Source organism: Photobacterium sp. GSS17, assembly GCF_028621875.1.
Taxonomy (GTDB): domain Bacteria; phylum Pseudomonadota; class Gammaproteobacteria; order Enterobacterales; family Vibrionaceae; genus Photobacterium; species Photobacterium ganghwense.
Map to the genome: position 1 here is coordinate 3,384,376 of NZ_CP117517.1, position 13,528 is coordinate 3,397,903.

Consider the following 13,528-nt stretch of genomic DNA (forward strand, 5'->3'; position numbering starts at 1 on the left):
TATGAAAAAACTGGTTGTTGATCTAGACGGCACGATAACGCTGGCCGATACCAATGATTACGAGAACGTCGCGCCGAATCTGGCAGTGATTGAGCAACTGAAAAATTACAAGGCGCAAGGCTACACGATCACCATCAGTACGGCGCGCAACATGCGCACTTACGAAGGGAATGTAGAACTGATTAACATTCACACCCTACCGATCATTACAGCCTGGCTGGACAAACATCAGGTACCTTATGATGAGATTCTGGTGGGCAAGCCCTGGTGCGGTCATGACGGCTTCTACATTGATGACCGTGCAGTACGCCCATCAGAATTTGCCTCTCTGTCAGTAGAGGAGATCAATGCCCTGCTCGACAAGGAAAAAGCATGTTTCTGATCATGTCCGCTGCTTATGTCAGTCAGGAGCTAGAGTCGGAGTTCGGCACCATTCCACCGGCGTTTCTGCCGCTGGGTAACCGCCGTCTGTTTCAGCATCAGGTCGCCAGTGCGCCGGAAGGTAAGAAAATTTACCTCAGCTTGCCGGAAAGCTATCAGCTCGAAACTTACGATGAAGCCTGGCTGAGCAAGCACGGTGTCGCCCTGCTGCGCATCCCGGATGGCCTGTCACTGGGCGCCTCGCTGGTCTCTGCCCTGACACTGGCTGATTATGACCATAAAAGTAGCCTCAGTATCCTGTTCGGAGACACCCTGTTTTCCGAGCTGCCTGGCGGCGAAGATATCATTACGATTTCCCAGGTCGAAAACAGCTACGATTGGGCCATCGTCACCAATGATAACTCCCACTGGCTCGACACCCCACAGCATCGCCATCTGCTGGATCAGAACAACGTGGTTTGCGGGTATTTCAAATTCAGCCAGCCCCAGCGGTTGCTCAAAGCACTGACGATGGCGCACTGGGATTTCATCCAGAGCCTGAACTATTACCACGAGGAATGTGGCCTCAACAGCGTTCACGTTTCCAACTGGCTCGACTTTGGTCACCTGAACACTTACTACACCTCCAAAGCCAAGTTCACGACCCAGCGGGCCTTTAATCATCTGGAAATCACGCCCAAATGGATTCGTAAGTCCAGCACAAAAAACCAGAAAATAGCCGCAGAAGCTCATTGGTTTGAACAGGTACCGCCGATTCTTCGCACCTATCTGCCTCAATTTCTCGGTACTCAGACACAAAACGGGACAGTATCTTACCAGCTGGAATACCTGCACCATACCGCACTGAACGAGCTGTTTGTGTTCTCCACCCTGCCGGAGCTGGTGTGGAAGCAAATTCTCAGCAGTTGCCTGGACTTTATCGACGCCTGCCAACAACACACCCCGGCCACTGACAACCATCAGCCGATCCAGTCTCTGGAGGTATTGTTCGGCGAAAAAACACGTCAGCGGCTGACTGAATACTGCCAATCCGTTGGTTGCGAGATGGCAACACCGTGGACGTTTAACGACAACCTGAGCGCCTCCTTTGCCGATTTACTGGCGGCCAGCGAGCAATATTTGCCAACGGCATCATTGCCACCAAGCGTCATGCACGGCGACTACTGCTTTAGCAATATCTTGTATGACTTTCGCAGCGATAAAATAAAAACCATCGACCCACGGGGCATGGATGTACATGGCGACTTCACCGTGTACGGGGATGTGCGTTACGATCTGGCCAAGCTGAGCCACTCGGTACTCGGCCTGTATGACTGGATTATCGCCGGCTACTATGAGGTTAGCGTGGTACAACGTGCGATCACCTTCCGGTTGGATATTCCTAAACACATTAAAAGCATTCAGCAGCTGTTTATTACCTTGATGAAAGAGAAGTATCAGCTATCCGATAAAGCCCTGTACGCCATGCAGATCCAGCTGTTTCTGTCTATGCTGCCACTGCATGCCGACGATTTACGCCGCCAGCAAGCGCTGATGGCCAATGCATTTCGCCTTTACCAACTGATTCAGGACGCCGAAGTATGATCGTCATTCCCATGGCCGGCCTCAGTTCCCGTTTTTTCCAAGCTGGGTTTACCGAGCCAAAATACATGCTCAAAGCCCACGGAGATACACTGTTTGCTCACGCCATTAACAGCTTCTCACACTACTTCGACACCGAGTCATTTCTGTTCATCATTCGCGATGTGTACGGAACCCGGGCATTCGTCGAGCAGGAAGTAAAACGCCTGGGTATCAAAGAAGCCCACATTTTTGTGCTGGAGGAAGCCACCCGCGGTCAGGCGGAAACGGTGTACCTCGGGCTGCAATCGCTGCCCGAATATCAGGGCCCGATAACCGTCTTTAATATCGACACCTTCCGTCCCGGCTTCACTTTCCCAGCCGAGTTGACCCAGTGGGACGGTTACCTTGAAGTGTTTCAGGGCAGTGGTGATAACTGGTCATTTGCTCAACCAGCATCAGCCGACTCCACCCGCGTGGTGCGCACCACCGAAAAAGAGCCGATCTCCGATCTGTGCAGCACCGGTTTATATTACTTTGCCTCAACGGTGCTGTTTACGTATGCCTATGAACGCTATCTTGCCCGCCCTCAAGCTGAATGGGCCAAAGGTGAGCTCTATATCGCCCCGCTCTATAACACCTTGATTCAGGACGGTCACGCTATCCATTACCACTTGATTGCAACCGATGACGTCATTTTCTGTGGCGTACCGGACGAGTACTACCAATTTCTGGAGGGACAAGGTTGAGCCAGGATTTCCAACACATCAGCGTTGTGGTTCAGGGACCGGTCCAAAACTATAAAGGCCGGACCCATCACGAAGAAGGCATCACCAAACGCTGCCTGGACAGTATCCGTACCCATTTACCGGGAGCGACGGTCATCCTGTCGACCTGGCCGGATCAGGACTTGTCGGGTCTGGATTATGACTTGCTGGTGATCAGTGAAGATCCGGGGCAAAACAGTGACGGCTTCTGCCCGGTGAATTACTATCGCCAGATCGTCTCGACCAAAGCAGGCCTAGCACGCGTGACAACCCCTTATGCTGTGAAGCTGCGCAGTGACAACTTCCTCACCGGCAACGAATTTGTGGCACTGCAGCAAGCCTTCCCTTGCAGTCAGGCCGAACACCACGTGTTTGCCGAAAAAGTGGTCATCAACGCGAACCTGTTTCGACGGACCTCACACGGCCAACGGGTGATCATGAGCCCGAGTGACTTTTTCTATTATGGCCGCACTGACGATGTGCGGAAAATCTGGGACCAACCGCCATTTACCCAGCAACCCTTCGCGGCTGAACTGATGGCGCAGGCTACCCGCCGGTCAGCCGAAGAGCCGGCACTGGAAGCTGAGCAAGTGTACTGCCAAATCTGGCTCAAGGCCTTGTTACCCGAACGCACACCTCTGATGGCCAGCCGGTTTACCAGCCGTCAGCAAGACATCACATTCTGGGAATCATTCCTGGCCAGCAACATCATTATTGCCGATCCGGAGAACAGCGGCATTGGTCTGCGGAAAATTTCCATCAGGAAGCTGAAGCGGGCCAATGAATACAGTCATATAGACTGGCTGCGCCTGTACCGCAAATATTGTGATGCCCGCCAGCCGCTGACCTATACCGCACAGCAGTTGTTACTGGAGTTGCGCCGGCTGTTCAAGCTGCCGCTGAGCAAGCTGATTTATAAATTGTCCCACTAAAAAAACCGCCGAAATGGCGGTTTTTCTTCATACTGGAGATACCGAAACAGCAAGATCCTATAATATTTCCTGCTTCAAGAAGGTTATCCTTTCCTGGTAACGCTCTCCCTGCACATACTTGTCCCGATAGGTTTGCTTGGCAATGAATGCATTCCTGTACTGTGAGAAGTCATCATCAAGCTCAGCGTAGTTATTCGATAGCAGTTGAATTTGTTGCCAAGTCTCTGCCTGGTCGTCACAGCTAACGACTTCATTGAATAAATAAAACAACCAGAAATAAGGCGCAAACCCTTTTCGTTCCATATGTTCCAGCAAAGGATATCCGCTACCGGCTTTGCTGATCAGATTCCGGCGAGCCGCAAGTTTCCTGGTTGTATTTAGCCCTCTTATCTCGAGCTTCTGTTTTCTGTGCGGCTGGTATAAATACTCAATAGCCACCTCAAGCAGCCGCTTCGGAATGACCGCTCCCTGCCGCGCCGCTAAAAACCACGAGACCAATTGACGATCATCAGAATACTTTTCGCGAAAGGAGAAAAACGGAGTGTTTTCCATATCAAGCCACTGATCCAGCGGCTTTAAACAAAATGAGGTAGCATCAGCCCATATACCACCAAACTTATACAATAAAAATATTCTCAGGAAATCACTTTTGCCCGCAGCTTTAAGATCCACCGTGAAACAATTGAAGACATCATTAAAGTTGAAGCCAAGTATGTCAGAGATGTTCGCTTCATTCAGGAGAATAACTTGATAATCAGGGTTTTGTGTTACCCAGCTTTTATAAGAAATCTGCACAACCTCTGGGGCGTTGTCGAGCCCTGAATCCCAGTACATCCAGACGGTCTTCGTAAAATCACCCGCTGGAATTTCCAGATGCTGAATATGAGACAGCGCTTCAAGACCCTTTTGATAATCCTGCTCAGAGATGACAGGAGTCGGCTGCAAGTACTTTCGCAGTTTTCGTATCAGCTCTTTCATGCGTTCTTTTCTTGCTCAAGCAGCCACAGCCCAACATATTTATTGAAGTTCACCTGGGCATACGTCATGGCGACGATGAATCCCACACTGCCGTCCAGGAAACCACGACGCAGAATATAAATATGGAAAAACGTCCACATCCCTCGTAGCAGGGCAAGTACCAGGCCATGGGATTTTTTCCCTTTACGATGGTATTTCTGCGACCCCAGCCAGGCATATTTAGCGGCTTTATCCAGACCGTGACCGTAATCGCGGTGGGTGTAATGCAGCAACAAGCCTTTCATGACACCGGTCGAGCCCGGTGCAGGCACCACAGTTTCATGAACCTCATCCAGGGTAAACCTTGCGCCTTCACGTTTAAACAGACGCAGAACCGAACGGGCGCTGCGGCCATATTTGAGGGTTTTGCCGTACAACGTGACACCCCAAGGCAGACGGTACGCCGTGTGCTCAATCTGCTCTTGCTCCAGCATCGCGATCAGTGCCGATTTCATCGTTTCATCCAGCGCTTCGTCGGCATCAATAGACAGAACCCAGTCGCCAGTTGCTTTATCCAGCGCCCGCTGTTTCTGCTTACCAAACCCCGGCCAATCAGTGATCGTCACGTTGTCGGTATAACGCTGACAAATTTCGACTGTGTTATCGGTTGAACCACTGTCCAGCACAATGATTTCATCGGCGATGTCTACGACCGATTGCAGGCACGGCTCGATGCGATCCGCTTCGTTTTTCGTGATCACAATTACTGACAATGAATGCCTTCTCATAAATTGGGCCTTTCTGTTAACGATGTTTTGAATAAGTTCTGTATCGGGCAGCTACTTGCAGGCTACATTCCCCGAGCTTACCACTTCCAGTATCCGAGTTTCTTTCGCATTTTGAATTGACGCAGCAAATTCAACGGCTTGGATTTCAGCCCGGCCCGGCCGTCTGCAATCATCGCGTTGGTGGCCTGCAGTACACGCTCACTGGATGCGCCGTCAGAATACGGGTGAATCAGTTGGCAATAGCGCTCAATCTCAGCCATCAGGGCTTCCGGGCGTTGCAGAGCCTCGGTAAGCGCCGCTTCGACAGCATCCACTTCAGTGACATCCAGCAGGTACTCCCCCGGTGACTGATTGCAGAACGTCACAACCGGTTTACGCTGCAACAGGAACATCAGCAGAACCGATGAGGTGTCGCACAACATCACGTCTGCCGCCTGCAACAACGGAATCACATTGTCGGTTTCGACAAACTGCAGGTGTTCGCCCGCCAGGCTTTTGTACTTATCGACAATATCCTGATCCATTTTCGGGTGGAACTGAATCAGCCAGCGCCATTTACCGGTCTGCGACAACTGTTTGATCTTCTCAAACAGTATCGGCGCACATGTCAGATTACGGGAAAACGTCGAGCACATCAGCACCGTCGGCCGCGGGTCAGCCGGTGTCAGGTAAGGGTTATTAGGCTCTGGGGTAAACAGCGGATCCAGTGCCGGCCAGCCGGTTTGCGCCACTCGGAAAAAACCGTGCTCAGCGGCCAACTGTTCAAATCGTTCGGTGGTATCCGGCCCCTGCGTGCAGTACAGGTCAAAACAACCACGTATCTCAAAATGATCCTCGCGACCGCGGCGGTTGAGTTTTCCGGCATTGAAACCATGAAAGACACCCACTTTAATCCCCGGAACGAAACTCGGCACCACATTGCCCGGGACGAACACCGCATCCGGCTGCCAGGCTTTGACATCGCCGATGGTCGCCAGCACCTGCTCGTCAGGAGCGAGGAAAGCCGGATTGACTTCATTGCCTTCCAGGAACCAGCGCACTTCCCCGCCCTGTGCCAATATGGCGTGTTGCAGCGGCCGTAAGATGGCATACGAATAGTTCTGGGCGATATACATCAAGTAACGTTTTTTCATCTGACTCTCTGCTCGGTTCCCGTCGCCGGTCTGTACATGAAACAAGACTGTTATTCTAACCGAATCATGCTGTGGATAGTGAGTTTTCCCCGCCTGTTCGTGACGAAAGAAGCCGTTATAATAGCCCTAAATCGTTCACTGGCCTTTGATTATGTTGATACGCGCCCTTTATACCCTGCTGCTCTGCCTAGCCTCTCCCGTGCTGTTGTTCGGGCTTTATAAAAAGAAACCCGGTAAACCGACTTTTGGTTCCCGCTGGAAAGAGCATTTTGGCTTCACGCCGCCTGTCCGGGGTCAGCGTCCGATCTGGGTTCATGCCGTCAGTGTGGGCGAGTCCATTGCCGCGATCCCCGTCATTAAAGCCCTTAAAGCGGCTTACCCCGACACCCCCATTGTCGTTACCACCACCACCAGCACCGGGGCCCAGCAAGTCGAAAAACTCGGGGATCTAGTGGAACACCGCTATATGCCTATCGATTTTGCTTGGTGCGTCCGCGGGTTTTTGCGCGCAGTTCGCCCCTCCGCGATGCTGATCATGGAAACCGAACTGTGGCCCAATACCCTGGCGACAGTGCACCGCGCCGGGATTCCGGTGATCGTGATGAACGCGCGCCTGTCCGCCCGCTCCGCCACCCGTTATCATCGCTTCCAGCCGGTCTTTAAACTGATTGCACGTCATCTTGACCATATCCTGTGCCTGCATCAAGATGATGCCGACCGCTTCGCCCAATTGGGCATTGCAGCCAACCGACTGACAGTTACCGGCTCAGTGAAGTTTGATATTCATATTGATGAGAGCATTCGCAAGCAGGCACAGCAGCTGCGGACGATGCTGGGTTCAGCTCGCCCGGTATGGATCGCAGCCAGCACCCACAAGGGAGAGGATGAACAGGTGCTGGAAGCCTTTGCCGCGGTTCGCCACCAGCATCCCGACAGTCTGCTGATTCTGGTGCCCCGCCACCCCGAGCGCTTCGATCAGGTTGAGCAGCTTTGTCTGGCACAGTCATTACGCTGTGTTCGCCGGACCGGCGACCAGGCGGTTACGCCGGAAACTCAGGTTTATCTGGCAGACACCATGGGAGAAATGCTGTTGTTTCTGGGGGCTGCCGATATCACCTTCATGGGCGGGAGCCTGATCGGCGATCGCGTCGGCGGCCACAATATGCTGGAGCCCGCCGCAATGGGCAAACCGACCCTAACCGGGCCGAGTTTTTATAACTTTGCCGACATCACCCAGCAATTACGGGACGCCGGAGCTCTCGAGGTTTGCCAGGACGCCCGGGACTTGGGCGAGCGTCTGTCCGTATTGCTCGCGGCCCCAGAACAGCGCCAATGCATGGGCCAGGCCGCCCTGAATGTCGTCAGGCAGAATCAGGGCGCGGTTAACAAAACCCTGACAGTACTGGCCACTCTGCTGAAAGATTAGTCGTTCCGGTATCCGGCCAGCAGCCACTGCCAGCACGAGGTATCAAACCGGATCCCCCGCTTGCCCTGCTCTTTGACAAACGAGCGGTGCAAGCGGGACAGATTCCCTTCTTTCCATTGCTCGCCCTGCTGTTCATAGCACTTATCAAAATCAATCAGCCAGACCTGCTGCTGGTCATCCAGCAGGATATTGTGACTGTTGAGATCGGTATGGCACACCTGCAGGTCATGCATCTGACGCACCATGGCGCCAATCGCGCGCCAACACGACTCCGGCAAAGCCTGCTCGGCGAGAATCGCGACCAAATCCTGCGCGTTAGCCACTTTTTCCACCAGCAAATCGGCCTGATAGGTCAGTCCGCTACGTACTGCCCGCGCCGCCACAGGTCGCGGAACCCTCACGCCACCCTGCGCCAGTTTATCCAGCAGGCGAAACTCTGCGGCGCCGCGGGTATTGTCCCAGCCTGTAAACCAGTAGGCATCTTTCACCAGCTTGCCGAACAGGCCGCCCCGGCGATAGTGGCGCAAGGCCATCGGCAGTGCTTGGCCCTCGACAAACCAGGTCGTGCCCCGGCCCTGTGCCGAGCCGGTGACCCGTCCGGCCTGTTGCCAGAAGGCCGGGTCGAAGCAACGAAGGGGCTCTTCCCGTAACAAATCCGGGTCAAACCAGATCCGCTGATTGTCTTTCGTAATCAATTGCACACTTTCTCTCCAGGCATGAGGCGACAGAGTATTTTACAATCACTTACGTGAACTGCATAATTTCCTCTCTGAATCACTAACAGGTAACTGTCATGGCGTTATTTTCAACTCCGCCACAATCCTTATGTATTCTTCGTTTGTCTGCCATCGGTGATGTCTGCCATGCCATTGCTGTCGTACAAGCGATTCAGGCTCACTGGCCGAGTACCAAAATCACCTGGGTCACCGGAAAAATCGAAGCTCAGTTGATTGGCGATTTACCGGGCATTGAGGTGGTGGTGTTTGACAAAAAAGCCGGATGGGCCGGAATGAAAGCTGTCTGGGCCGCCCTGAAAGGTCAGCAATTTGATGCCCTGCTGCATATGCAGGTGGCACTGCGCGCAAGTGCCCTGTCACTGGGGATCAAAGCCCGCTACCGGGTCGGATTTGGCAAAAACCGCACCAAAGAAGGCCAGTGGCTGTTTACCAACCGCCATTTGCCTGACACCAACAGCTTCCATGTGTTGGACAATTTCGCCGACTTTGCCCGCTATCTGGGGGTGCCGTTTGACCAGCCTCACTGGAATATCCCACTGTCCGATGAGGACACAGCATTTGCCCGGCAGCAGATTAACCAGCATCCGACACTGATCATCTCGCCGGCCGCCAGTAAAGACGAGCGCAACTGGCTGACCGAACGTTATGCCCAGCTGGCCGATTATGCGAATGAAAAAGGGATGCAGGTGATTCTGTGCGGTTCACCGGCACCGCGCGAAGTCACCCTGGGTCAGGCCATCGAACAGCTTTGCCAGCATCCGGTCAAAAACCTGATCGGCCAGACCAGCCTGAAACAACTGACGGCTCTGCTTGGACAGGCCGCCGTCGTGGTCGCACCCGATACCGGTCCGGCTCACCTGGCAACCACGCAGGGCACCCCGGTGATTGGATTGTACGCCCACAGTAACCCCCAGCGCACCGGCCCGTACAACAGTCTGAAAACAGTCTGCAGCGTGTACGACCAGCATGCCGAAGCGCAGCACGGCAAACCGGTATCTGCCCTGCCGTGGGGAACCCGGGTCAAAGGCGATCAGCTGATGAAAGACATCAGTCTGGCGCAGGTGACAGCGACCCTCGACACTCTCATTTCTTAATTCAACATCAGCGACTGGTACTCATTATGACAACCCGAGTTATCTACCCTGGCACCTTTGACCCTATTACCAATGGTCACCTGGATTTGATCGAGCGAGCCGCCGCGATGTTTGATCATGTGATCGTCGGCATCGCCTACAGCCCGAGTAAAAAACCACTGTTTGAACTGGAGGAGCGCGTGGCACTGGCCAAAGCCATTACTTCGCACCTCACCAACGTCGACATCGTCGGCTTCTCCGGCCTGCTGGTTGATTTTGCCAAGGAATATCAGGCCAATGTGCTGGTTCGCGGCCTGCGTGCTGTGTCTGACTTTGAGTTTGAATTCCAGTTGGCGAACATGAACCGCCGTCTGATGCCGGAACTGGAAACTGTGTTCCTGACCCCGTCAGAAGAAAATTCTTTCATCTCCTCCACCATTGTCAAAGAAGTGGCGCTGCACAAAGGCGACGTCAGCCAGTTTGTCGACCCGGTGATTGCCGACGCGCTGGAGAAGAAGTTCAAGGCACTGGGAAAATAAAAAACCAGTCCCAGCAATATCAAAAAAGGAGGCCACGCCTCCTTTTTTATTCGCATTACTTTGCGTCCTTCACGACTTACCGCTTTTCAGGCCGCAACATTCATGCAGTCGTATTAACACGACTGCATTAACACTACCGTTTTAACACTGATAATACTCACGGTACCAAGTCACAAAGGCCTGCACACCTTCCTGCACCGAGACCTGGGGTTTATAACCAGTGACGTCAAACAGATCCGCCGTATCAGCATAGGTGGCGTACACATCGCCCGGCTGCATTGGCATGAAGTTTTTCTTCGCGTCCATATCCAGTGCCGACTCCAGCGCATCAATGAAATCCATCAGCTTCACCGGACTGCCATGACCAATGTTATACACACGGTAAGGTGCCGAGCTGGTTGCCGGAGAACCGGTTTCGACCGTCCAGTCCGGTGAGGATTGCGGAATCACATCCTGAATCCGGATAATGCCTTCCACGATGTCATCGATGTAGGTGAAATCGCGACGCATATCGCCATTGTTATACACATCAATGGCTTTCCCCTCGACAATCGCCTTGGTGAATTTAAACAGCGCCATATCCGGACGCCCCCACGGGCCGTACACGGTAAAGAAACGCAGGCCAGTCGTCGGCACACCGTAAAGGTGGGAATAGGTGTGCGCCATCAGCTCGTTGGACTTTTTCGTCGCCGCATACAGGGAAATCGGGTGGTCGACACTGTCAGCGGTATTAAACGGCATTTTCTGATTCAGGCCATAAACCGAGCTGGAAGAGGCATACACCAAGTGTTCTATCTTGTGATGACGACAGCCTTCCAGAACCGTCAGGTGGCCAACCAGGTTGCTGTCAGCATAGGCCATCGGATTATCAATCGAGTAACGTACCCCGGCCTGTGCTGCCAAATGAATCACCCGATCGAATTTTTGCTCTGCAAACAGCGCGGCCATACCGTCACGGTTCGCCAGATCCAGCTCCACAAAGGTGAAGCCAGGATGCTGAATTCGGGTCAGACGATCCTGCTTGAGCGACACCTCGTAGTAGTCATTGAGGTTATCAATCCCGACGACCTGATGGCCCATCGCGCACAGACGTTCAACAACGGCGCTGCCGATAAAACCGGCCGCACCGGTAACCAGATATTTTTTCATCCGTTTCACCCTTCTCAGCGTGCGTCTCCCGACACACATAAAACGTATTGGATAACAGGATCATAGCACTCTCACACTGACGAACCTATCACTAGGCATGCAACCGGGATCCCATGTCACGCAGACCGGAAGCGATGTTCCTGTCTTTACGGTGCGCTTATTTCTGACAATCGCTGCAGTATACTGTGGTCCGCTGACCAATCTTCACTTCACTGAGCAACTTGTCACAGCGCGGGCAAGGTTGACCGGCTTTGCCGTACACCTGCAGTTCCTGAGCAAAATAGCCCGGTTTGCCATCCGCATTCTTGAAATCTTTCAGCGTTGTGCCACCCTGCTCAATGGCAAACGCCAGCACGGCCTTGATTTCCGCCACCAGCACCGCCAACCGTTTGGCCGAAACTTTTCCGGCTTCCCGTTTCGGATGGATACCGGCACTGAACAGGGATTCATTGGCGTAAATATTCCCTACGCCCACCACCACATGGTTATCCATGATGAACTGCTTGATTGCGGTCCGCTTGCCTCGGGCTTTTTCCTGCAAATATTGTGCACAAAACGCCTCGCTTAATGGCTCAGGTCCCAACTTGGCCAGCACCGGGTGCTCGCCGCCTTTGTCCTGCCACAACCAGGCACCAAATCGGCGGGGATCGTTGTAGCGCAGTACTTCTCCACTGGCCAGACAAAGATCCACATGATCATGCTTCTCCGGCGAAATCCCTGCCGGCAAAACTCGCAGGCTGCCCGACATACCCAAATGGACAATGGCATAACCGGCATCGGTTTCCAGCATCAGGTATTTCGCCCGGCGGCTGACCCGCCGGATCTCCTGCCCAACGATTTGGCGGATCGCCTCCGGGACAGGCCAACGCAATTGGGGATTGCGGATCACGATATCAGTTACCCGCTGGCCGGTCACATGGGGGGCAATCCCCATCCGGCTGACTTCAACCTCCGGTAATTCAGGCATTTTTTCTCTCGTTCAGACCCCGCGTTGTCCGCAGGTCCGATTATTCAGACGGATTCATGTGACGCGGAAATAAATAGGCCTCATCAACCGAGACGGCCAGCCACTCCCCCTGCCAGTTCTGGAGCAGCCAGAATTGCGGTAACTGGTAAATCGTCACCCGTACCGGCTCTTCGTGGCTGGCTAGCCAGATCTCCGCGGTTCTCGGGGCCTGCAGCGTAGGCTGCAACTGAGCCATCATGTCCCGGTTAACCGGGGTCCCTTCCAGGCGCTGCCAGTGGGCAGCCAATGTCGCGGCTGGCAAAGATACCGGCGGTTCCGCCAGCCAACCCAGTTCGCTCTGTCTCAGGGCAACCTGCGGCAGGCTCAAACGGGTCATTGGGGTGTCCTCGGGCAGTAAGCGCGTCAGCCCGCTGGCAACCATCGGTTCTGGTTCGTTCGTTGCAAAACGCTGCTGCAGCAATTCCGGCAGACGGATCACCGCGATAAAACAAACCACTCCGATGATGATGACATTGTTCCAGCCTCGGCGGGACAGCCTCATAACACGACTCCTTCACATGCAGATGCGAAATCATACCATGAGTATCAGTGTATGAGAGAAGCAGGAAAGGTGGCAGGGCGCCAAATTGCAGACATAAAAAAACCCAGTCAATAAACTGGGCTTTTTACCAAGAGGCAAAAAATCAATTACTTGATTTTCGCTTCTTTGTACATAACGTGCTGGCGAACTACTGGATCAAATTTCTTGATCTCAAATTTGCCTGGCATGTTACGTTTGTTTTTGTCGGTAGTGTAGAAGTGACCAGTGCCAGCAGATGATACTAGACGGATCTTCTCACGAATGCCTTTAGCCATTGTTCAAATCCTCTTAAACGTTCTCGCCGCGAGCACGCATATCAGAAAGAACGGCGTCGATGCCTTTCTTATCGATGATACGCATGCCTTTCGCAGAAAGGCGTAGTTTAACGAAGCGTTTTTCGCTTTCTACCCAGAAACGATGAGTTTGCAGGTTCGGCAGAAAACGACGCTTGGTGGCATTACGTGCGTGTGAACGGTTGTTACCCGTTACAGGACGCTTACCAGTTACTTGGCATACACGGGACATTACTGTCTTCTCCA

The 13,528-nt window shown here is 53.3% G+C and carries 16 protein-coding genes; 7 read left to right on the forward strand and 9 right to left on the reverse strand.

Annotated features, from left to right (window positions below; translation table 11 throughout):
• Window position 1: 1 nt before the first annotated feature.
• Genes PGW97_RS15470 through PGW97_RS15485 form a run of 4 tightly spaced genes read left to right on the forward strand, consistent with a single transcriptional unit; the run spans window position 2 to window position 3,640 of the window.
• Entirely contained in the window at window positions 2-382 is a 381-nt protein-coding gene (locus PGW97_RS15470; RefSeq protein ID WP_273857693.1) for an HAD hydrolase family protein, read from the forward strand.
• Window positions 373-1,965 carry a phosphotransferase gene (locus PGW97_RS15475; RefSeq protein WP_047887214.1) on the forward strand — a complete coding sequence of 531 codons (1,593 nt, stop codon included), beginning with the start codon at window positions 373-375 and terminating at the stop codon, window positions 1,963-1,965. The genes PGW97_RS15470 and PGW97_RS15475 overlap by 10 nt, the downstream gene beginning before the upstream one ends.
• Window positions 1,962-2,690: a glycosyltransferase family 2 protein gene (locus PGW97_RS15480; protein ID WP_273857695.1), complete on the forward strand. Its 729-nt coding sequence runs from the start codon at window positions 1,962-1,964 to the stop codon at window positions 2,688-2,690. Before PGW97_RS15475 ends, PGW97_RS15480 begins: the two co-directional genes overlap by 4 nt.
• A complete protein-coding gene (locus tag PGW97_RS15485; protein ID WP_273857697.1) occupies window positions 2,687-3,640 on the forward strand; it encodes a WavE lipopolysaccharide synthesis family protein in 954 nt (317 codons plus the stop codon). The genes PGW97_RS15480 and PGW97_RS15485 overlap by 4 nt, the downstream gene beginning before the upstream one ends.
• Window positions 3,641-3,697: 57 nt before the next feature.
• Here PGW97_RS15485 and PGW97_RS15490 read toward each other — a convergent pair whose 3' ends face one another.
• The 3 genes from PGW97_RS15490 to PGW97_RS15500 all read right to left on the reverse strand — a co-directional run bounded on the left by PGW97_RS15490 (window position 3,698) and on the right by PGW97_RS15500 (window position 6,518).
• A complete protein-coding gene (locus tag PGW97_RS15490) occupies window positions 3,698-4,618 on the reverse strand; it encodes a capsular polysaccharide synthesis protein (RefSeq protein WP_273857699.1) in 921 nt (306 codons plus the stop codon).
• Window positions 4,615-5,385 (reverse strand): glycosyltransferase family 2 protein, encoded by a 771-nt coding sequence (locus tag PGW97_RS15495; RefSeq protein WP_047887219.1) that lies wholly within the window; start codon window positions 5,383-5,385, stop codon window positions 4,615-4,617. The genes PGW97_RS15490 and PGW97_RS15495 overlap by 4 nt, the downstream gene beginning before the upstream one ends.
• A gap of 77 nt (window positions 5,386-5,462) precedes the next feature.
• Window positions 5,463-6,518: a CDP-glycerol glycerophosphotransferase family protein gene (locus tag PGW97_RS15500; RefSeq protein WP_254463150.1), complete on the reverse strand. Its 1,056-nt coding sequence runs from the start codon at window positions 6,516-6,518 to the stop codon at window positions 5,463-5,465.
• A 151-nt stretch (window positions 6,519-6,669) separates the two neighbouring features.
• Between PGW97_RS15500 and waaA the strand changes: the two genes are divergently transcribed.
• Window positions 6,670-7,944 carry a lipid IV(A) 3-deoxy-D-manno-octulosonic acid transferase gene (gene waaA / locus PGW97_RS15505; RefSeq protein ID WP_273857701.1) on the forward strand — a complete coding sequence of 425 codons (1,275 nt, stop codon included), beginning with the start codon at window positions 6,670-6,672 and terminating at the stop codon, window positions 7,942-7,944.
• Here the strand turns inward: waaA and PGW97_RS15510 are convergent.
• The gene (locus PGW97_RS15510) at window positions 7,941-8,645 is read right to left on the reverse strand and encodes a 3-deoxy-D-manno-octulosonic acid kinase (RefSeq protein WP_273857703.1); all 705 of its coding nucleotides are present in this window, start codon (window positions 8,643-8,645) and stop codon (window positions 7,941-7,943) included. The genes waaA and PGW97_RS15510 overlap by 4 nt on opposite strands.
• Window positions 8,646-8,737: 92 nt before the next feature.
• On the opposite strand from PGW97_RS15510, the gene PGW97_RS15515 reads away from it, so the two are divergent.
• Together PGW97_RS15515 and coaD are read left to right on the forward strand one after the other, a co-directional pair.
• Window positions 8,738-9,775, forward strand: a complete 1,038-nt coding sequence (locus PGW97_RS15515; RefSeq protein WP_217392829.1) for a glycosyltransferase family 9 protein — start codon at window positions 8,738-8,740, stop codon at window positions 9,773-9,775.
• 26 nt (window positions 9,776-9,801) lie between these two features.
• Entirely contained in the window at window positions 9,802-10,293 is a 492-nt protein-coding gene (gene coaD / locus PGW97_RS15520) for a pantetheine-phosphate adenylyltransferase (RefSeq protein ID WP_273857706.1), read from the forward strand.
• A gap of 141 nt (window positions 10,294-10,434) precedes the next feature.
• Here coaD and PGW97_RS15525 read toward each other — a convergent pair whose 3' ends face one another.
• The 5 genes from PGW97_RS15525 to rpmB all read right to left on the reverse strand — a co-directional run bounded on the left by PGW97_RS15525 (window position 10,435) and on the right by rpmB (window position 13,514).
• Complete coding sequence (locus PGW97_RS15525) at window positions 10,435-11,442, reverse strand: NAD-dependent epimerase (protein WP_273857707.1); 1,008 nt, start codon at window positions 11,440-11,442, stop codon at window positions 10,435-10,437.
• Window positions 11,443-11,599: 157 nt separating this feature from the next.
• Window positions 11,600-12,409: a bifunctional DNA-formamidopyrimidine glycosylase/DNA-(apurinic or apyrimidinic site) lyase gene (mutM, locus tag PGW97_RS15530; protein WP_273857708.1), complete on the reverse strand. Its 810-nt coding sequence runs from the start codon at window positions 12,407-12,409 to the stop codon at window positions 11,600-11,602.
• Window positions 12,410-12,449: 40 nt separating this feature from the next.
• The gene (locus PGW97_RS15535; protein WP_047887227.1) at window positions 12,450-12,950 is read right to left on the reverse strand and encodes a hypothetical protein; all 501 of its coding nucleotides are present in this window, start codon (window positions 12,948-12,950) and stop codon (window positions 12,450-12,452) included.
• A 146-nt stretch (window positions 12,951-13,096) separates the two neighbouring features.
• Window positions 13,097-13,264 carry a 50S ribosomal protein L33 gene (gene rpmG, locus PGW97_RS15540; RefSeq protein WP_002535344.1) on the reverse strand — a complete coding sequence of 56 codons (168 nt, stop codon included), beginning with the start codon at window positions 13,262-13,264 and terminating at the stop codon, window positions 13,097-13,099.
• Window positions 13,265-13,277: 13 nt separating this feature from the next.
• Window positions 13,278-13,514, reverse strand: a complete 237-nt coding sequence (gene rpmB, locus PGW97_RS15545; protein ID WP_047875542.1) for a 50S ribosomal protein L28 — start codon at window positions 13,512-13,514, stop codon at window positions 13,278-13,280.
• Between the last annotated feature and the right edge of the window lie 14 nt (window positions 13,515-13,528).